Genomic DNA, 18420 nt, shown 5'->3' with positions numbered 1-18420 from the left:
CGGCAGGCCGCGCCACAGCCGGGCAGAAATCAGTCGATGTCCTCGACAACCGTGCCGAAGGGGATCGTGTCATCCAGGTGGGCCTGATGATCGTGCGGGTGCACCACCACCCGGACACCGTGCAGCTTGTCCGCCGCCGACTGCATCAGCACGGGCCGGACGGTGTTGATGAGGCTCTCGCTCTTGCCGGCGAGATAGTCCTGGTAACTTGCTGGAAGCTGAATCATGGCAACAGGATAGACCTGCGCCGCAGGCATGGGGAGAGCTCACGCAGGCGAATAATGTTCTGCCACACCCGGTTCAGCGGCGTAAAGGCGCGTCTTAATTCGGTGCGCGACTTGTTTCGCGCTTCTGCGGCCCCTAAAGTCGTAGACAAGTTACCGCGGTAACGTGTCAGCGATCCTCCGCTGCAGGCCGGCCACTCGAGAAATCCAGGTGGCGGCCAGGAGGGTGTGGGTGCCCCCATGTGGGCCTGACATTTGCTCACGGACAGCTTCGTATCAGGCGTAACAGTCGCGGCTGCGTCCTGCTGAAGTTCCCTCCGTGTTCCCCAAACTCAACTCATTGGCGTCAGCGCCGGCCGGTTCTCCGGCCCCAGCTGGCGGCAATGGCTCACAGCCAAGGACGCAAATGTCTCCACCAAGCCTTATTGACGCACATCCAAACCTCGCCGGAGCGGCCCCGCTGGCCCTGTCCTACGAGCTCTTTCCGCCCAGGTCGCCCGCGGCCGCGGAATCGCTCTGGACCACCATCGGGGAACTGGAATCCACCAGCCCCGACTACGTGTCCGTGACCTACGGGGCGAACGGGTCCAACCGGAGCACCGCCGTCGAACTCATCCGGCGCCTGGTGCAGGACACCTCGCTGCGCCCGCTGGCGCACCTGACCTGCGTGGGCAACACCCCGCAGGAGCTGGCCGAGATCATCGGCGAACTGCTCGACGTCGGCGTCCGCGGCATCCTCGCGCTGCGCGGCGACCAGCCGAAGGACGGTGAACTCCCGGCGGACGGCTCGCTGCGGTACGCCCAGGACCTGATCGAGCTCATCCGGCGCGTCGAACAGCGCCGCTCGGCGCTGCTGTGCGCCGGCAAAGTGGCGGTCGGCGTCGCCGCCTATCCCACCCGGCATCCCGAATCACCGAGTGAGGCGCACGACGTCGAGGTGCTGCTCGCCAAGCAGCGTTCCGGCGCCGACTTCGCCATCACCCAGGTCTTCTTCCATACCGAGCAGTACGCTCAGCTGCTGGCCCGGGCGCGCCGGGCCGGCGTCACCATCCCGATCATCCCAGGCGTGATGCCGCTGACCAGCATCCGCCGGCTCACCCGTCTGGGCGAACTCACCGGCGTGGAGCCGGCCCCGGAGCTGATCGAAAAGCTCGCGGCCGCCAGCACCGACGTCGAACGCAACCGGATCGGCGTCGCCGCCACCGTGGAGCTGGCCAACGCCGCACTGGACGCCGGCGCTCCCGGACTCCACCTCTACACCTTCAACGAGCACACCAGCGCCCTCGAGGTGCTGGACAAGCTCGCGCTGCCGCGCCCGCACCGCGCCGGCAGCCGCGCCGGGGCCATGGGCCGCGGCGCCGGCCAGCAGCTCGCCAGCTGAGCTTCCGCTTCGACACAACCTGACGTGACTTCCCCCGACAAAACACCAAGGACTTTCCCATGACTGAACAGCTCCACACCCCCTTCCCGTCCGCCTCTATCCTCGGCTACCCGCGCATCGGCCGCCGTCGTGAGCTTAAGAAGGCCGTCGAGGCCTACTGGGCGGGCAAGATTGACGCCGCCGCCCTGGATGCCGCGGCCAAGGAAATCCAGCTCGGCACCGCCAAGCGCCTGCAGGGCCTGGGCCTGGCCGAGGCCGCGGCCATTCCCGGCACCTTCTCCTACTATGATCAGGTGCTCGACGCCGCGGCCCACCTGGGTGCCGTGCCCGCCCGCTTCGGCAACCTCCTGAACGCCGACGGCCAGCTCGACATCGACGGCTACTTCACCCTGGCCCGCGGCACGAAGGACCAGCAGCCGCTGGAAATGACCAAGTGGTTCGACACCAACTACCACTACCTCGTCCCGGAAATCGGCCCGGAAACCGCCTTCGCGCTGACCTCCCACCGGATCGTCGAGGAATTCGCCTACGCCCTCGCCCACGGCGTGGAGACCCGCCCGTACCTCGTCGGCCCGGTCACGTTCCTGTTGCTGAGCAAGGCCTCCGACGACGCCCCGGCCGGGTTCAGCCCGCTGTCCCGCCTCGAGGACATCCTGCCCGTGTACGCCGCACTGCTGGAGCGGCTTGCCGCCGCAGGCGCCGGCTGGGTCCAGCTCGACGAGCCCGCCCTGGTGGTGGACCAGGACACCGCGGCAGCGGAAATCGACGCCGCCGTCGCACGCTCGTATGAGGTCCTCGCTGCGGCCACAAACCGCCCGCAGCTGTTCGTCTCCACCCCGTACGGCGCCCTCAACGGCCAGCTTGGCACTCTCGCGGCTACCGGCATCGACGCCCTGCACCTGGACGTCTTCAAGGGCGAGGTTCCCTCCGCCGCGGCCCTCGCCGGGCTCGGCAACAAGACCTTGGTCGCCGGCGTCGTGGACGGCCACAACATCTGGCGCAACGACCTCGCGGCCTCCGCGGCGAAGATCGCCGAACTGAAGAAGTCCGTGGCCCGGCTCGCTGTCAGCACATCCACCTCCACTCAGCACGTCCCGCACGACGTCGACGAGGAGGTCCAGCTCTCCGAGCAGCTGCGCAGCTGGCTGGCCTTCGCCGACCAAAAGGCCACCGAGGTTGTCACCCTGGCTGGCCTGCTCACCGACCCCGACGCCGTCCGGCCGGCCATCGAGGAGGCCACCCGTATCATCGCCGACCGCGCCGCAGCCGACGGCGTCCGACGGGCCGAGGTCCGGAACCGCGCGGCCGCCCTGACCGAGGCCGACTTCAGCCGCTCCGCGTACGGCGTCCGTGAAGCCGCGCAGACCGAGGCCCTGCACCTGCCGCCGTTGCCAACCACCACCATCGGCTCGTTCCCGCAGACCGCCGAAATCCGCACCGCCCGGGCCCGCGCCAACAAGGGCGAGCTCACCACGGAGCAGTACCAGCAGCTGATGAAGGACGAGATCAAGCGCGTGGTGGAGCTGCAGGAAGAGCTCGGCTTCGACGTCCTGGTCCACGGCGAGCCCGAGCGCAACGACATGGTCCAATATTTTGCCGAGAACCTCGAAGGCTTTGACGTCACCGTGCACGGCTGGGTCCAGTCCTACGGTTCCCGTTGCACCCGCCCGTCCATCCTCTGGGGCGACGTGACCCGCAGCGCCCCGATCACGGTCGAATGGGCCCGCTACGCGCAGTCCCTGACCGGCACGCCGATGAAGGGCATGCTCACCGGGCCGGTCACCATCCTCGCGTGGTCGTTCGTCCGCGACGACCAGCCCCTCGGTGAGACCGCCAACCAGGTGGCCCTGGCGCTCCGGGACGAGATCGCGGACCTCGAAGCGGCCGGCATCAAGGTCATCCAGGTCGACGAGCCGGCGCTGCGCGAACTCCTGCCGCTGCGCAAGGCCGAGCAGGCCGCGTACCTGGACTGGTCCGTGAAGTCCTTCCGCCTCGCCACCGCTGGCGCCGCGGACAGTACCCAGGTTCACACGCACCTGTGCTACTCCGAGTTCGGCGCGATCATCGACGCCATCGACGGCCTCGACGCCGACGTCACGTCGATCGAGGCCGCGCGCTCCCGGATGGAGGTGGTCCATGACCTTGAGTCGCACGGCTTCGGCCGCGGCGTGGGTCCGGGCGTCTACGACATCCACTCGCCGCGCGTCCCGGGCGAGCAGGAAGTCACCGAGTTGCTCAGCACCGCGGTCAAGCACGTCCCGTCCCGCCAGCTGTGGGTCAACCCGGACTGCGGCCTGAAGACCCGCGGCTACGCCGAGACCGAGGAGTCCCTGCGCAACCTCGTGCACGCGGCCAAGACGGTGCGCGCAGAGTTGCTGGAAGCGGCCAAGTAGCCTGCTGCACCACCCACGACGGCGGCCGGCCACCCTGCACGGGTGACCGGCCGCCGTCGTCCGCCGTGCCGGAGCACTCGATTCAGGATTCCCAGACGATCTCGTCGTCGACGACGCCGTCCTCGTCTGCGGAGGCCACCAGGATCTCGTCGGTGAAGTGGGCGCCGAGGGTGAAGTCGAGGACGAAGTAGCGCTCCGGCTGGCCGGGGAAGATCCCCACGTGGCCCAGCTTCAGGGCCTTGAGGAAGACCTGGTTGGTCAGCTGCGCCTTGTCCGTGACGCCGAAGACCTGCTTCAGGTGCTCGGGCTTGATGGCGTTGCAGTGGAAGCGGAGGTACTCCTGCGGGCTGGTGCCTTCCTGCTCCAGCTCTTCGGCGATCATTTCGCGCACCTGGTCCACAAGCTCGGGCAGGAAACGCAGCCGGTAGTCAACCTTGTGCATGGCGGCCTCGTCGAAGTGGTCATGCGCATTGACACTGAGGTCAAGTTCCAGGGGCTGGCCCGCGAGTTCGTGTTTCGCGGCGAAATTATGGTCACGCCCGTGGTTGAGCTCGATCTCTCCAAAGTGCTGGCTCGCTACCTTGCTCATGACTTCAACATAGTCCTCAAAACTGGTCCGTTCCAGCATCGCCGGGGATTTATCCGATACCGGGCCCGTTGCGGGGCGGCCGACCGGTACATTGATCGGATGCAGTCAGCCGCCGCCACCGTCGCCCGTGCCCGTGAAATCTTTGACAACGGAACCACCCGTCCGCTGGCGTGGCGGCTGGAACAGCTCGGCAGCCTGCGGCGGATGCTGATTGAGCGGCGCCGGGAATTTGCCGCAGCGCTCGGCGCGGACCTGGGCAAACACGAAACCGAGGCGCAGCTGACGGAGATCGGCTTTGTCACGGCGGAAGCCGCGCACCTGGAGAAGCACCTGGCGGCGTGGCTGCGACCGCGGCCGGTGTCCGTGCCGCTCGCCGTCCAGCCGGCCAAGGCCTGGACCGAGCTCACACCCCTGGGCGTGGTGCTGGTGATCGGCCCGTGGAACTATCCGCTGCAGCTGCTGCTGGCGCCCCTGGCCGGCGCACTGGCCGCGGGCAACACCGTGGTGCTCAAGCCCAGCGAGCACGCCCCGGCCACCTCCGCCGCCCTGGCCCGCTGGGTCCCGGAGTTCCTGCCGGAGGCGGTCCGGGTCGTTGAGGGCGGCATCCCCGAGACCACGGAGCTGCTGGCGCTGCGCTTCGACCACATCTTTTTCACCGGAGGGGAAGCGGCAGCCAAGGTGGTGCTGCGGGCCGCCGCCGAGCACCTGACGCCCGTGACCCTGGAACTGGGCGGCAAGTCCCCGGCTTACGTGGACGCCTCCACCGACCTGGCCAAGGCGGCAAAGCGGCTGGCCTGGGGCAGGTTCATGAACGCCGGGCAGACCTGTGTGGCTCCGGACTACGTCCTCGCCACGGAGGAGGTGCTCGTGTCGCTGCAACGCGAGCTGGTCAAGGCCATCCGGGCCCTCTTCGGCGAGGATTCGGCCCGGAGCGAATCCTACGGCCGGATCGTCAACGATAAGCACTTCGACCGGCTGGCCGCCCTCGCGGACGGCAGCACCGTGGTCCACGGCGGCGGGCGCGACGCCGCCAGCCGGCACTTCGCTCCGACCCTGCTGCGCCCGGCTCCCGGCGACTCGGTGATGGGGGAGGAAATCTTCGGCCCGTTGCTGCCGCTGGTGCCGGTCAGCGGCATGGACGAGGCGATCCGCGTGATCAACGCCGCGGCCAAGCCGCTGGCGCTGTACGTCTTCAGCAACGACGCCGGCACGCGCCGGGCATTCTCCGAACGGACCTCGTCGGGGGCGCTGTGCTTCGACGTCCCGGCCGCGCATCTGACGGTGCCGGGGCTGCCGTTCGGCGGGGTGGGTAACAGCGGCATGGGCGCCTACCACGGCGAACATTCGCTCAGGACCTTCTCGCACGAGCGCTCCACCCTGTCCAAGCCGCTCAGGCCGGACACGTTGGAGCTGATCTACCCGCCCTACACGAAGACCAAGGACCGGATCATCAGCACCCTGGTGGCCCCGGCCGGGAAACGCGGAAAGAAGAGCGGCAAGACCGCCGGTAAGAAGACCGGCACGTAGGGCCAAGACCCCGAAGGGCTGCCGCGGGTCTCGGGCTCAGTCCCGGCGCGTGGTGCCGAGCTTGTGTAGCGTGTCGGAGAGCAGCTCCACGAACAGCTGGACCTGGGCCGTCTGCTGCTCCTTGGGCAACAGCGCGAAAACATTGCGGGCCAGCCGGATTTCCGGGACGTCCAGCACCACCACTCCCGGGGGCCGATGCAGCAGGGCCAGTTCCGGAACCAGTGCCGCGCCCAGGCCGGCGGCCGCCATTTCCAGGCTGGCGTGGAAGTCGTCGCTGTTGGCCACCACGCGTGGGTGCAGGTTACAGCTGGCGAAGAGCCGCTCGATCACCGTGGCATCCGACGTACCGGGGTGGTGCATGATCCAAGGCATGTCGGAGAGGTGGTCGGCCGCGACCTTGGACTCCGGGCCGATGCCCCAGGCCGCGGGCAGCACCACCCGGAAGTCGTCGTCGCCGATCCACTGGCGGTTGACCGTGTGCGGCCAGGCGAGACCGGACTGGCCCACCTGGTAGACCAGCGCGACGTCGAGTTCGCCGCCGGTGCGCAGGCCCTGGATGGTCTGGCCCGGTTCGGCCACGGACACCCGCAGCTCGATGCCGAGCTTCCGCCAGGCCGGGTTCTGCAGGATGCGGGGGAGGACGTAGGTGGCCAGGGACGGGAAGATGCCCAGCCGGAGCTCTTGGCTGGTGCTGTCGTGGGTCCGGGCCGCCGCTGCCATCAGCGTGTCAATATCGGTGAGGACCTTTGCCGCGTGCCGGGTCATCACGACGGCAGCCTCCGTGGGGTGGATGCTCCGGGCCGAGCGCTGGAAGAGCGCCACGCCGGTGTCCCGCTCCAGTGCGGACATCTGCTGCGATACCGCCGAGGCCGTGTAGCCGAGCCGTGTGGCGGCCGCCGCGAACGAGCCCAGCCGGACCACTTCCACGAGCGTTCGGAGGTGCACGGGGTTGATCAAGGGTTGCCCTTCGGTGGCTACGGTGAGGCGGGTGCGAAATCCCGCTTCATTCTGGCACATTGGTTCCCAACCAGCCGGTATGAATTCACACTCATCCGGCGGCCCCGCGGTAACGAATTGTCCATAAGTAGATCCCTCAGGGCAATTCAGGCGAAGCAACAGGAGCAGACCAGTGCAGCAAGCAGCAAGCATCCCGGACGGACGGCGCATTGCCGTGATTGGCAGCGGGGTGGCCGGGCTGACCGCCGCCTATGTGCTGAACCGGCGGGACCACGTCACGGTCTTCGAAGCGGACGCGCGGCTCGGCGGCCACGCCCACACGCACGATGTCCCGCAGTCGGACGGGACGGTGCTGGGTATCGACACCGGCTTCATCGTCCACAACGAGCGGACCTACCCCACCCTGCTGCGGCTCTTCAAGGAACTGGGCGTGCAGACCCAGGACTCGGAAATGAGCATGTCCATCCGCTGCGACGGCTGCGGCCTGGAGTACGCGGGCGCCCGGGGCGGTGCGCGGGGGATCATTCCCCGGCCTTCCACCCTGCTGCGCGGCCGCTACTTGAAGATGCTGCTGGAGGTCGGACGCTTCTACCGCCGGGCCCGTGCCCTGCTGGCGGAGGCGGACAGGGCCGCCCACGAAAAGCCCGGGGCCGGCAACGCCGGCGCCGCCACCTCCGGCGCTGCCGAGCTGACCTTGGGCGAGTTCCTGGACCGGGAAAAGTTCAGCAGCTACTTCATTGTCCATTTCATGACCCCGGTGGTCAGCGCCGTCTGGTCCTGCGACCCGACCACCGCCCTGGCGTACCCGGCCCGGTACCTCTTCACTTTCCTCGGCCACCACGGACTCCTCGGCGTCAAAGGCTCCCCGCAGTGGCGCACCGTCACCGGCGGCTCCCGCAGCTACGTGGACAAGCTCGCCGCGACGCTGACCGACGTCCGGCTCGCCAGCCCGGTCAGCCGCGTCCGCCGCCACGCCGACGGAGTGGAAATCACCACAGCTGCGGGCAACGGCCAGGAGAGCACGGAGACCTTCGACGCCGTCGTGATCGCCACCCACCCGGCGCAGGCGCTCCGGATGCTTGAGGACGCCTCGCCGGCCGAACGCGAAGCGCTCGCCGGCATGCCCTACTCGGTCAACCACACGGTCTTCCACCGCGATGACGCCGTGCTGCCTGCCAGCGATAACGCCAAGGCGTCGTGGAACTACCGCCTGCCCTCCTGCGACGCCCGGCCGGACCGGGTCCTGGTCAGCTACGACATGACGCGGCTGCAACGGCTGGAACCGGCGGACGGCAAGCGCTACATTGTGAGCCTCGGCGAGTCCGAACTGATCGGGGATGGTGCCGTGCTTGAACAGATGGTCTACGAACACCCGCAGTACACCCCGGAGTCGCTGCGCGCCCAGCAGCAGATCCTGGGTCTCGGCGACAGCCGCCTGGCGTTCGCCGGTGCCTACCACGGCTGGGGCTTCCACGAAGACGGCGCCCTCTCCGGCGTCCGCGCCGCCGCACGGCTGGGACGGGAGTGGGAGGCCGCCAGCGCAGCCGGGCCGCAGGCAGCGGTACTCCAGACGTCCCTGGAGGGCGCATGAGCAGCCCCGCAGCCATTTACCGCACCTCCATCGCGCACGTGCGGCGCACCCCGCTGAAGAACGCCTTCACTTACCGCAGCTACAGCTGGTATGTCGACGTCGATGCCCTGCCCAAGCTGCCCCGCTGGCTCTCGCCGCTGGCCGGCTTCAGGGTGGGGGACCACCTGGGCGACCCGGACGGGACGCTGCGCGGCAACGTCGAGCGCTACCTCGCCACCGAAGGAATCACCCTGGGCGGCGGCCGGATCACCATGCTGGCCAGCGCCCGCGTCTTCGGGCACGTTTTCAACCCGCTGAGCCTGTTCTGGTGCCACGACGCCGCCGGCGAACTGCGCTGCGTGGTCGCCGAGGTCCACAACACCTACGGGGAGCGGCACTGCTACCTGCTGGAGACCGACGACGCCGGCCGGGCCAGCGTGCCCAAGGCGTTCTACGTCTCGCCGTTCAACGACGTCGAAGGCCAGTACCGGATGAAGCTCCCGGAGCCCGGTGAACGGCTCGCGGTCTCGATCGTGCTGGAGCGCGAGGGACAGAAACCCTTCGTCGCCACCATGGACGGTGTCCGCCGCGAAGCCACCGTGCCGAACATCCTGGCCGCGGCGCTCGCCGTCCCGCTGGCGCCGCTGCGGGTCGCCGCGCAGATCCGCTGGCAGGGAATCAAACTTTGGGCACGTCGGCTGCCCGTCATCAAACGACCACATCACCCCTCACAGGAGGCAGTCCAGTGACCATGACCGAAGCGACCGGATCCCACCCGGTGGAGAAGAGCCCAGCGCAGTCCAAGACTGCGCTGAAAAACGCGCAGTCCAACCACGGCGTGCCCTACACGGTGCCGCAGCCGCCCGCCGTCATCGATGCCGGGATTTGGCCCAGCATCGCCGCGGTGCCGTCCAGCCTCAAGGCCCGGCTCGCCGGCCGGATCGCGGACGCCATCTTCCGCGCCGCGGTGCGCAGCCTTCCGCTGGAGGTGCGCTACCCGGACGGCACCGTCCTGGGCAAGGCCGCCGGCGGAAAGTCGCCGTCCGGCGAGCCGTACCCCGTGATGACCATGAACCGGCCGGAGGCCTTCGCGGCACGCCTGGGTGACGGCGGCCTGATCGGGCTGGGGGAGTCCTACATGGCCGGGGACTGGGACGCAGACAACCTCACGGCAGTGATGGAGGTCTTCGCCGCCCGGGTCGGGACGCTGGTCCCCGAGCCGCTGCAGAAGCTGCGCGGCCTCTACCTGCCCCGCACCCCGCGCACCGAAAGGAACTCGGAGCAGAACACCCGCTCCAACATCTCGCGGCACTACGACCTGTCCAACGAGCTCTTCGCGACCTTCCTGGACAGCACCATGACCTACTCCAGCGCCCTCTTCCCGGAGAGCGGCGAGGCGCTCGGTCACGTTGCGTGGGACGGCCTGGCCGCCGCGCAGCAGGCCAAGATCGACCGTCTCCTGGACAAGGCCGGCGTCACGGCAGGAACCCGCGTGCTGGAGATCGGCACCGGCTGGGGCGAGCTCGCCCTCCGTGCTGCCGCCCGCGGGGCAACGGTCTACTCCGTGACCCTCTCCAGCGAACAGCAGGAACTGGCACGCCAGCGCGTGGCCGAGGCAGGCTACGCCGACGCCGTCACGATCGAACTCAAGGACTACCGGGCCGTGGAGGGCGAGTACGACGCCGTCGTCTCGGTCGAAATGATCGAGGCGGTCGGCTACGAGTACTGGGCCACCTACTTCCAGACGATCGAACGGGTGCTCGCCCCCGGCGGGAAGGTCGCCATCCAGGCGATCACCATCGGCCACGACCGGCTGATCGCCACCCGGACCAGCTACACCTGGGTGCACAAGTACATTTTCCCCGGCGGCGTCATCCCCTCCGTCCGGGCCATTGAGGAGATCACCGAGAAGCAGACCGGGCTCCGCGTCCGCGAACGCCTCGCCATGGGCGAGCACTACGCCCAGACGCTGCGGCTGTGGGAGGAGCGCTTTATGGCTAGGGCCGAGGAGGTCCGCGCCCTCGGCTTCGACGAGATCTTCCAGCGGATGTGGCTGTTCTACCTGTGCTACTCCCGCGCCGGCTTCGAGACCGGGTACCTGAACGTGCAGCAGATCGTCTTGGACCGAGTGGCCCCCAAGACCGGCACCGGCGCGACCGCGGCTTCCGGCGAACGGACGGCGGGATGAGCGGGGCGCTGGCAAGCACCATCGCGGACGTCCTCCGACCGCTGGTCGGCGGCGAGCTGCCCGTCCGGCTGATCGTGTGGGACGGCAGCGAGGCAGGCCCCGCCGGGGCCCCGGTCGTTCGGCTCAAGTCCCCGGACGCCATCCGCCGGCTGCTCTGGGCGCCGGGGGAGCTGGGCGCGGCCCAGGCGTACGTCACCGGCGAACTGGACGTCGACGGCGACCTTAACGCGGCCCTCGAGCACTTGTGGAAGGTCGTCCGGGACCGCGGCCTGTCCGGGATTCGCCCCACCCCGGCCGTGCTCGCCGGCGTCGCCCGGATCGCCAGGGAAGCCGGCGCCCTGGGCGCCCCGCCCGAGCCGCCGGCCAGCCAGGCCCGCGTCAAGGGGCGGCTGCACAGCCTGATCCGCGACCGCGCCGCCATCAGCCACCACTACGACCTGAGCAACGATTTCTACGCCCTGATCCTGGACCCGCAGATGGCCTATTCGAGCGGCTACTGGACGGACTCCCGCGGGAACGCCGCGCCAGGCTATGGCCTCGAGGACGCCCAGCGGGACAAGCTCGACCTGGTCTGCCGCAAGCTCGGGCTCCGTCCCGGGATGCGGCTGCTCGACGTTGGCTGCGGCTGGGGCTCACTCAGCCTGCACGCCGCGCAGCACTACGGCGTCGACGTCGTCGGCGTCACGCTCTCCAGGGAACAGAAGGCGTTCATCGACGCCCGGATCAAGGAACGCGGCCTGGAGGGCCGCGTGGAGATCCGGGTGCAGGACTACCGCGAGATCCCGGACGGCCCGTTCGACGCCGTCGCCTCGCTTGAGATGGGCGAACACGTCGGGCAGCGGAACTACCCGGTGTACGCCGCCGCGCTGTTCAACAACGTGGACCCCGGCGGCCGGGTGCTCGTGCAGCAGATGTCCCGGCGCGGCAAGCACCCCGGCGGCGGCCCGTTCATCGAGTCGTTCATCGCCCCGGACATGCACATGCGCCCGGTGGGGGAGACCCTGGGATTCCTGGAGGGCGCCGGATTCGAGGTCGAAGCCGTCGAGGCGATGCGCCGTGACTACGTCCGCACGCTCGAGGCCTGGTACGCGCGGTTCGAGCAGAACCACGACGCCGCCGTCGAGATGATGGGCGAGGAGATCGCCCGGGTCTGGCGGCTGTACCTGGTCGGCGCGCTGCGCAGCTTCGCCGAGGGCCGGATGGGCGTGGAACAGATCCTCTGCAGCCGCCCGGAGTAGCGCTTCGGACTACGCAGCGGCGGACCCCCGGCGGGGCCTTGTTAGGCGAGTCACCGTGAGGAAAGGCGGGCACCGGTTGGTGCCCGCCTTTCTTGTGCCTTCAGCCACTACATGTAGTGCTTCGCCCCACTCCCGGACCCTCTTGAGAGAACCCGCGACACGCCGTCCAGATTGCGACACGCGGGGTGGTTAATTGTGGCTAAGTACTCCACAGGGTGTGGATTGTGTCCTGGAAAATGGCTGAAATCCGGACATTTTGAGGGCCCTCGCCTGTGGATTAAAGGTGCGTTAAATGACATACTTGTAATACATCATCTTGGGGTTCAAGCGGGGCTCTTGCACTACATGTAGTATCGACATACAGTTCGAGCGAAGCGGTTGCAGACCGCAGGGCGAGGCCAGTAACGGATAAGGATTCCTGCTCCGAGTCGGCCCCACCGGACACGAACCACAGACTTCAACAAAGGGGACTCAGGACATGACCGTTACGGTTTACACGAAGCCGGCTTGCGTACAGTGCAACGCTACCTACCGCGCTCTCGACAAGAAGGGCATCGCCTACCAGAGCGTCGACATCTCCCAGGATGCCGAGGCCCTCGAACGCCTCAAGTCCCTGGGCTACATGCAGGCTCCGGTCGTCGTCACCGACCAGGACCACTGGTCCGGCTTCCGCCCGGACAAGATCGAAGAACTGGCGCAGGCCGCCGCCGTCGCGGTCGCCTGAAAGCCTCCACACAGCACCACCACGTCGGATGAGGTGACTCCCATGGCACTGGCAACCGCCGGACCGCCGCTGGCAGCGACCACCGTGGACTCAGCCACGGTCCGCACCACCGGCAGCCACCTCATCTACTTCTCCTCCACCTCAGAGAACACCAAACGCTTCGTGCAGAAGCTGGGTCTCGACGCCGCCCGCATCCCCCTCCACGCGAGGGAACCGGCACTGCTGGCGACCGAACCCTACGTGCTGGTGCTTCCCACCTACGGGGGGACCGGGGGAGAGGGATCCGTTCCGAAGCAGGTCATCCGCTTTCTGAACGATCCGAGGAACCGGCAACAGCTCCGTGGAGTGATCGGGGCGGGCAACACGAACTTTGGGGACAACTACTGCATGGCCGGCGACATCATCGCCGCCAAATGCCAGGTCCCGCACCTATATCGTTTCGAACTCATGGGGACGCCGGAAGACGTCAGCCGAGTACAACAAGGATTGGAAGAATTTTGGACACGACTGTCGCAGACACCGAAGTGACCGGGAGTTCCCACATGGCCGGTAACACCGCCGTCGAGAAACACACCGTCCCCGGCGAGAAGCCGGCCATGCCGGCCGCCTACCAGGGCCTGGGCTACCACGAGCTCAACGCCATGCTGAACCTGTACGGCCCCAACGGCGAGATCCAGTTCGAGGCCGACCGCGAAGCCGCGCACCAGTACTTCCTGCAGCACGTGAACAACAACACCGTGTTCTTCCACGACCTCGAGGAAAAGCTCGACTACCTCGTCAAGAACGAGTACTACGAGCGCGAAACCCTCGACCAGTACACGATGAACTTCATCCGCGAGCTCTTCAACCGCGCGTACAAGAAGAAGTTCCGCTTCGAGACCTTCCTCGGCGCTTTCAAGTTCTATACCTCCTACACGCTGAAGACGTTCGACGGTAAGCGCTTCCTGGAGCGCTACGAGGACCGCGTCTGCATGGTGGCCCTGCACCTGGCCCGCGGCGACGAGAAGCTCGCCACCCAGATGGTGGACGAGATCATCGAGGGCCGCTTCCAGCCGGCTACCCCGACGTTCCTGAACGCCGGCAAGAAGCAGCGCGGCGAGCTGGTCTCCTGCTTCCTGCTCCGCATCGAAGACAACATGGAGTCGATCGGCCGGTCCATCAACTCCGCGCTGCAGCTCTCCAAGCGCGGCGGCGGCGTGGCGTTCGCGCTGACCAACATCCGCGAGGTCGGCGCGCCGATCAAGCAGATCGAGAACCAGTCCTCCGGCGTCATCCCGGTGATGAAGCTCCTCGAGGACAGCTTCTCCTACGCCAACCAGCTCGGTGCCCGCCAGGGTGCCGGCGCGGTCTACCTGCACGCCCACCACCCGGACATCTACCGCTTCCTGGACACCAAGCGCGAGAACGCGGACGAGAAGATCCGCATCAAGACCCTCTCCCTCGGCGTCGTGATCCCGGACATCACCTTCGAGCTGGCCAAGAAGGACGAGGACATGTACCTGTTCTCGCCGTACGACGTCGAAAAGGTCTACGGCATGCCGTTCTCCGACGTCTCGGTCACCGAGAAGTACTACGAGATGGTGGACGATTCCCGGATCAAGAAGACCAAGATCAAGGCCCGCGAGTTCTTCCAGACCCTCGCCGAGATCCAGTTCGAATCCGGCTACCCGTACATCATGTTCGAGGACACCGTGAACCGGGAAAACCCGATCGACGGCAAGATCATCATGTCCAACCTGTGCTCGGAGATCCTCCAGGTTTCCCAGCCCACGACGTACCACGATGACCTGTCCTACGACACCACCGGCAAGGACATCTCCTGCAACCTGGGTTCGATGAACATTGCCAAGGCCATGGACTCGCCGGACTTCGGCCTGACCATCGAGACGGCCATCCGCTCGCTCTCGGCCGTCTCGGACATGTCCAACATCACCTCGGTGCCCTCGATCGCCCGCGGCAACGACCAGAGCCACGCGATCGGCCTCGGCCAGATGAACCTGCACGGCTACCTGGCCCGCGAGCGGGTCCACTACGGGTCCGAGGAGGGCCTGGACTTCACCAACATCTACTTCTACACGGTGGTGTTCCACGCGGTCCGCGCCTCCAACCTGCTGGCCATCCAGACCGGCCAGACCTTCGGCGGCTTCGAGAAGTCCAAGTACGCGTCCGGCGAATTCTTCGACAAGTACACGGACCGGCAATGGGTCCCGCAGACGGCGAAGGTTGCCGAACTGTTCGCCCACATCCACATCCCGACCCAGGATGACTGGCGCGAGCTGAAGGCTTCCGTCATGGAGCACGGCATCTACAACCAGAACCTGCAGGCCGTCCCGCCGACCGGTTCGATCTCCTACATCAACAACTCCACCTCCTCGATCCACCCGGTGGCGTCCAAGATCGAGATCCGCAAGGAAGGCAAGCTGGGCCGCGTCTACTACCCGGCGCCGTACCTGACGAACGACAACCTGGAGTACTACCAGGACGCGTACGAGATCGGCTACGAGAAGGTCATCGACACCTACGCCGCTGCCACGCAGCACGTGGACCAGGGCCTGTCCCTGACGCTGTTCTTCAAGGACACCGCCACCACGCGCGACATCAACAAGGCCCAGATCTACGCCTGGAAGAAGGGCATCAAGACCATCTACTACATCCGTCTCCGCCAGCTCGCGCTGGAAGGGACCGAGGTGGACAACTGTGTCTCGTGCATGTTGTAACCGATATCGGTTGATTTTGCTTGAGTACGACGGCGGGCGCCCGCCCGCCGTCGTACGCTTTAACTAGAGAACCGACCCAACTTCTTAGGGGATGACATGACCGAGAAGGTCAAGCTGCTTAGCCACGTTGAGGCGATCAACTGGAACCGCATCCAGGACGACAAGGACGTGGACGTCTGGAACCGCCTGGTCAACAACTTCTGGCTGCCGGAGAAGATCCCGCTGTCCAACGACGTTCAGTCGTGGGCGACGCTGACCCCGGACGAGCAGCAGCTCACCATGCGGGTGTTCACCGGCCTGACGCTGCTGGACACCATCCAGGGCACCGTCGGCGCCGTCTCGCTGATCCCGGACGCGATCACCCCGCACGAAGAGGCTGTCTACACGAACATCGCCTTCATGGAGTCCGTGCACGCCAAGAGCTACTCCTCCATCTTCTCCACGCTGGCCTCCACCAAGGAGATCGACGAGGCATTCCGCTGGTCCACCGAGAACGTGAACCTGCAGAAGAAGGCCCAGATCGTCATGGACTACTACCAGGGCGACGACCCCCTGAAGCGCAAGGTGGCCTCGACGCTGCTGGAGAGCTTCCTGTTCTACTCAGGCTTCTACCTGCCGATGTACTGGTCCTCGCGGGCCAAGCTGACGAACACGGCCGACCTGATCCGCCTGATCATCCGCGATGAGGCCGTGCACGGCTACTACATCGGCTACAAGTTCCAGAAGGGCCTGGAGGGCCTGTCCGAGGAGCGCAAGCAGGAGATCAAGGACTACACCTTCGAGCTGCTCTTCGAGCTGTACGAAAACGAAGTCCAGTACACGCACGACCTCTACGACTCCGTCGGCCTGGCCGAGGACGTCAAGAAGTTCCTGCACTACAACGCCAACAAGGCCCTCATGAACCTCGGCTACGAGGCCATGTTCCCGGCGTCCGTCACCGACGTGAACCCGGCGATCCTCTCGGCCCTGTCGCCGAACGCGGACGAGAACCACGACTTCTTCTCCGGGTCGGGTTCGAGCTACGTGATTGGGAAGGCTGTTAATACTGAGGATGAGGACTGGGACTTCTAGTTCTCGTCTCGTCTTCATTCAACTGCAAGAGTCAGTGTCCCGTACGCTACTCGTGCGGGACACTGATTCTTGGGACAAAATGCGCGCCGGGGAGGATTTTTCCTAGTCGTTGAGCTTACTCTCCAGCCGAGAGACCATGGTGGTCACGATTTCGGACCACTCGAGCTTCAGCGACGTAGTTGGACTGGCGGCTACGAGCCGTGCAGCTTCAATCTTGATCTCGTCAATCGTATCTTGGTCAAAGACAATTCCGTACTGGTCGAGCGCGCGTTCGACCCGGCGCGACCATTTGCAGTTTCGCGGGTTGAGGTCCTTGGCGCCAAGAGTGAGACCCGTTACCTTACGGGCTGCGGCGATCGTAATCGACGTATCGTAGAAGTCCTCTAATTCAGATTCGCGTAGACCCTTCGAACTGAAGACGAGATAATCGGATTTATTCAAGAGACCTAGCTGGATGCTTGATTTTATAGCTTGTTCTCCTGCTTGGTCCTTATCAAACGCGACGAAGACGGGGGTGATCAACGGTCGAAGTGCCGTCAACCGATTTGCGATCTTTCCCGCTCCCTTAGTGGCAATGAATACTATCTGACGGTATTTGAGAGCGGACGCTAGCTTTTCGGATCGTTCACTTAATATCGACGTAAGCGCTGTTTCATCCGTTAGCCCTTCCACTAGGATAGCCAGGCGGGCGGTCATCAGGTTGTCAGTTGGCTGGACGCCGAGGCAATCACGCAACTCTTCTAACGACTTGCAGGCGCGCGCCTTGTTCCCCTCCACGATAATGTTGGACGAAAAGTCAGACCGGTTAACGAGAAGCGGGCTATGGGTTGAGATAACCACCTGTTGTTTTTCCGCTATGTCTTCCAGTCGCCGCCGGACTTGGTGTATCGCGTCCGGATGTAGATGCGATTCGGGCTCCTCGACAGCCAGCATGAATGCCTCTGCCTCAGACGTTGCGCTAGCCGCTTCTTGCATAAGTGATATTGCGGCAAGACTCTGAATCCCGTCACCCTTCTGCTGGAGCGAGGTCTCCACACCGTCGTTGAGATGGATAGATCGGACGCGCAGAAGATCGCGCGTGTCTTGAGTTTGCAGACGAATCGACTGTAGCTCCGGAAGGAACGTGCGAAGGGATGAAGTGAGCGACCTGTCAACTTGGGCAAGGGCCTTGTCGCGCAGCTCTCCTAGCTGCGCAGTGAGGCTCGCATAATCCTCTTCCAAGGCAAGCGTCCTCAGCTGGCGCTGTGTCAGATCGGTCACAAGCTGCATGACGATCTCAGAGCTACGTACGGTCGGCACATACTTGAAGTCCAGTGCGCTTGTAACTCTCTGTACAATCTGTACGGATTTCGCGGCAAGGACGGAGTTTCCTCGACCGGGCTTCAATATTTCGAGTTTTACGGAGGATTTCGTCAGGGTCAGGCGGATGGGTAATGTTCCGTTATTTTGTGAGCCTGTAACCTCCTTGAAAGTCAGAGATTCCGCCTCCGTGAGCGTGAAGGTGAGGCGGATCGTGGTCTGCCCGGTTTCATCTCCGTAGTTCTTGTGGTCGATCGGAAAGTCTCTTGAGTACTCGTACCTAGGGACGCGAGGGGCAGGCTCATCCCAATGCGCCAACCAGTCGTGGGTCAAAATTTCGTGCGGAACCGTCGATTTACCGTAGTTGCTTGGGAGCCTGGCCCAGCCTTTCAAATATGCAAGGCCCAACTCAAGCGCCCGCAGCAAATTCGATTTTCCTTCATTGTTGGGACCGATGAGGACCGTGAAATCCCCGAGAGCAAATCGTTCCGTGTTGATGATGCTTCTAAAATTGGTTACTGCAAATTCTTGCAATCTCACTG

At 65.6% G+C, this 18420-nt stretch carries 15 protein-coding genes; 11 read left to right on the top strand and 4 right to left on the bottom strand.

The genetic code is table 11. The annotated features are described in order from the left end of the window. Nucleotides 1-29 precede the first annotated feature (29 nt). Nucleotides 30-227: a hypothetical protein gene (locus tag FFF93_RS09615; RefSeq protein WP_261375056.1), complete on the bottom strand. Its 198-nt coding sequence runs from the start codon at nt 225-227 to the stop codon at nt 30-32. Between the two features lie 403 nt (nt 228-630). Between FFF93_RS09615 and FFF93_RS09610 the strand changes: the two genes are divergently transcribed. Together FFF93_RS09610 and metE are read left to right on the top strand one after the other, a co-directional pair. After that, nucleotides 631-1605: a methylenetetrahydrofolate reductase gene (locus FFF93_RS09610; RefSeq protein WP_138769106.1), complete on the top strand. Its 975-nt coding sequence runs from the start codon at nt 631-633 to the stop codon at nt 1603-1605. A 59-nt stretch (nt 1606-1664) separates the two neighbouring features. Continuing rightward, nucleotides 1665-3998, top strand: a complete 2334-nt coding sequence (gene metE / locus FFF93_RS09605; protein ID WP_138769107.1) for a 5-methyltetrahydropteroyltriglutamate--homocysteine S-methyltransferase — start codon at nt 1665-1667, stop codon at nt 3996-3998. Between the two features lie 82 nt (nt 3999-4080). Here the strand turns inward: metE and FFF93_RS09600 are convergent, their stop codons facing one another. Continuing rightward, nucleotides 4081-4587 carry a DUF2004 domain-containing protein gene (locus FFF93_RS09600; protein ID WP_138769108.1) on the bottom strand — a complete coding sequence of 169 codons (507 nt, stop codon included), beginning with the start codon at nt 4585-4587 and terminating at the stop codon, nt 4081-4083. A 99-nt stretch (nt 4588-4686) separates the two neighbouring features. Between FFF93_RS09600 and FFF93_RS09595 the strand changes: the two genes are divergently transcribed. Next, nucleotides 4687-6114 (top strand): aldehyde dehydrogenase family protein, encoded by a 1428-nt coding sequence (locus FFF93_RS09595; RefSeq protein ID WP_138769109.1) that lies wholly within the window; start codon nt 4687-4689, stop codon nt 6112-6114. Between the two features lie 36 nt (nt 6115-6150). Here FFF93_RS09595 and FFF93_RS09590 read toward each other — a convergent pair whose 3' ends face one another. Beyond that, nucleotides 6151-7071 carry a LysR family transcriptional regulator gene (locus tag FFF93_RS09590; protein WP_138769110.1) on the bottom strand — a complete coding sequence of 307 codons (921 nt, stop codon included), beginning with the start codon at nt 7069-7071 and terminating at the stop codon, nt 6151-6153. A gap of 172 nt (nt 7072-7243) precedes the next feature. Between FFF93_RS09590 and FFF93_RS09585 the strand changes: the two genes are divergently transcribed. The 8 genes from FFF93_RS09585 to nrdF all read left to right on the top strand — a co-directional run bounded on the left by FFF93_RS09585 (nt 7244) and on the right by nrdF (nt 16579). Beyond that, nucleotides 7244-8662: an NAD(P)/FAD-dependent oxidoreductase gene (locus FFF93_RS09585; RefSeq protein ID WP_138769111.1), complete on the top strand. Its 1419-nt coding sequence runs from the start codon at nt 7244-7246 to the stop codon at nt 8660-8662. After that, the gene (locus FFF93_RS09580) at nt 8659-9390 is read left to right on the top strand and encodes a DUF1365 domain-containing protein (RefSeq protein ID WP_138769112.1); all 732 of its coding nucleotides are present in this window, start codon (nt 8659-8661) and stop codon (nt 9388-9390) included. Before FFF93_RS09585 ends, FFF93_RS09580 begins: the two co-directional genes overlap by 4 nt. Beyond that, on the top strand, nt 9387-10829 hold the full coding sequence (locus tag FFF93_RS09575; protein WP_138769113.1) for a class I SAM-dependent methyltransferase: 1443 nt from the start codon (nt 9387-9389) through the stop codon (nt 10827-10829). Before FFF93_RS09580 ends, FFF93_RS09575 begins: the two co-directional genes overlap by 4 nt. Then, entirely contained in the window at nt 10826-12067 is a 1242-nt protein-coding gene (locus FFF93_RS09570) for a cyclopropane-fatty-acyl-phospholipid synthase family protein (RefSeq protein WP_138769114.1), read from the top strand. Before FFF93_RS09575 ends, FFF93_RS09570 begins: the two co-directional genes overlap by 4 nt. Nucleotides 12068-12545: 478 nt before the next feature. Further along, complete coding sequence (gene nrdH, locus FFF93_RS09565) at nt 12546-12791, top strand: glutaredoxin-like protein NrdH (RefSeq protein WP_018773329.1); 246 nt, start codon at nt 12546-12548, stop codon at nt 12789-12791. A gap of 42 nt (nt 12792-12833) precedes the next feature. Continuing rightward, a complete protein-coding gene (gene nrdI, locus FFF93_RS09560) occupies nt 12834-13319 on the top strand; it encodes a class Ib ribonucleoside-diphosphate reductase assembly flavoprotein NrdI (RefSeq protein WP_138769115.1) in 486 nt (161 codons plus the stop codon). 68 nt (nt 13320-13387) lie between these two features. After that, nucleotides 13388-15508, top strand: a complete 2121-nt coding sequence (gene nrdE, locus FFF93_RS09555) for a class 1b ribonucleoside-diphosphate reductase subunit alpha (RefSeq protein WP_138770446.1) — start codon at nt 13388-13390, stop codon at nt 15506-15508. A gap of 96 nt (nt 15509-15604) precedes the next feature. Then, complete coding sequence (gene nrdF / locus FFF93_RS09550; RefSeq protein ID WP_131133163.1) at nt 15605-16579, top strand: class 1b ribonucleoside-diphosphate reductase subunit beta; 975 nt, start codon at nt 15605-15607, stop codon at nt 16577-16579. A gap of 102 nt (nt 16580-16681) precedes the next feature. On the opposite strand, the gene FFF93_RS09545 is transcribed toward nrdF, so the two are convergent. Next, nucleotides 16682-18418, bottom strand: coding sequence for an ATP-dependent endonuclease (locus FFF93_RS09545; protein WP_186372126.1), 1737 nt, complete (start codon nt 18416-18418; stop codon nt 16682-16684). Nucleotides 18419-18420 lie beyond the last annotated feature (2 nt).

Origin of the sequence: Arthrobacter sp. KBS0702 (genome assembly GCF_005937985.2) — a bacterium.
GTDB lineage: Bacteria > Actinomycetota > Actinomycetes > Actinomycetales > Micrococcaceae > Arthrobacter.
This window is presented reverse-complemented; position numbering and strand designations above follow the sequence as displayed.

Bases quoted from the DNA above. Each gene is read 5' to 3' on its own strand.
- nrdH (WP_018773329.1), top strand. From the start codon at position 12,546: ATGACCGTTACGGTTTACACGAAGCCGGCTTGCGTACAGTGCAACGCT.
- nrdI (WP_138769115.1), top strand. From the start codon at position 12,834: ATGGCACTGGCAACCGCCGGACCGCCGCTGGCAGCGACCACCGTGGAC.
- nrdF (WP_131133163.1), top strand. From the start codon at position 15,605: ATGACCGAGAAGGTCAAGCTGCTTAGCCACGTTGAGGCGATCAACTGG.
- FFF93_RS09580 (WP_138769112.1), top strand. From the start codon at position 8,659: ATGAGCAGCCCCGCAGCCATTTACCGCACCTCCATCGCGCACGTGCGG.
- FFF93_RS09600 (WP_138769108.1), bottom strand. From the start codon at position 4,587: ATGAGCAAGGTAGCGAGCCAGCACTTTGGAGAGATCGAGCTCAACCAC.
- FFF93_RS09595 (WP_138769109.1), top strand. From the start codon at position 4,687: ATGCAGTCAGCCGCCGCCACCGTCGCCCGTGCCCGTGAAATCTTTGAC.
- FFF93_RS09615 (WP_261375056.1), bottom strand. From the start codon at position 227: ATGATTCAGCTTCCAGCAAGTTACCAGGACTATCTCGCCGGCAAGAGC.
- FFF93_RS09570 (WP_138769114.1), top strand. From the start codon at position 10,826: ATGAGCGGGGCGCTGGCAAGCACCATCGCGGACGTCCTCCGACCGCTG.
- nrdE (WP_138770446.1), top strand. From the start codon at position 13,388: ATGCCGGCCGCCTACCAGGGCCTGGGCTACCACGAGCTCAACGCCATG.
- FFF93_RS09610 (WP_138769106.1), top strand. From the start codon at position 631: ATGTCTCCACCAAGCCTTATTGACGCACATCCAAACCTCGCCGGAGCG.
- metE (WP_138769107.1), top strand. From the start codon at position 1,665: ATGACTGAACAGCTCCACACCCCCTTCCCGTCCGCCTCTATCCTCGGC.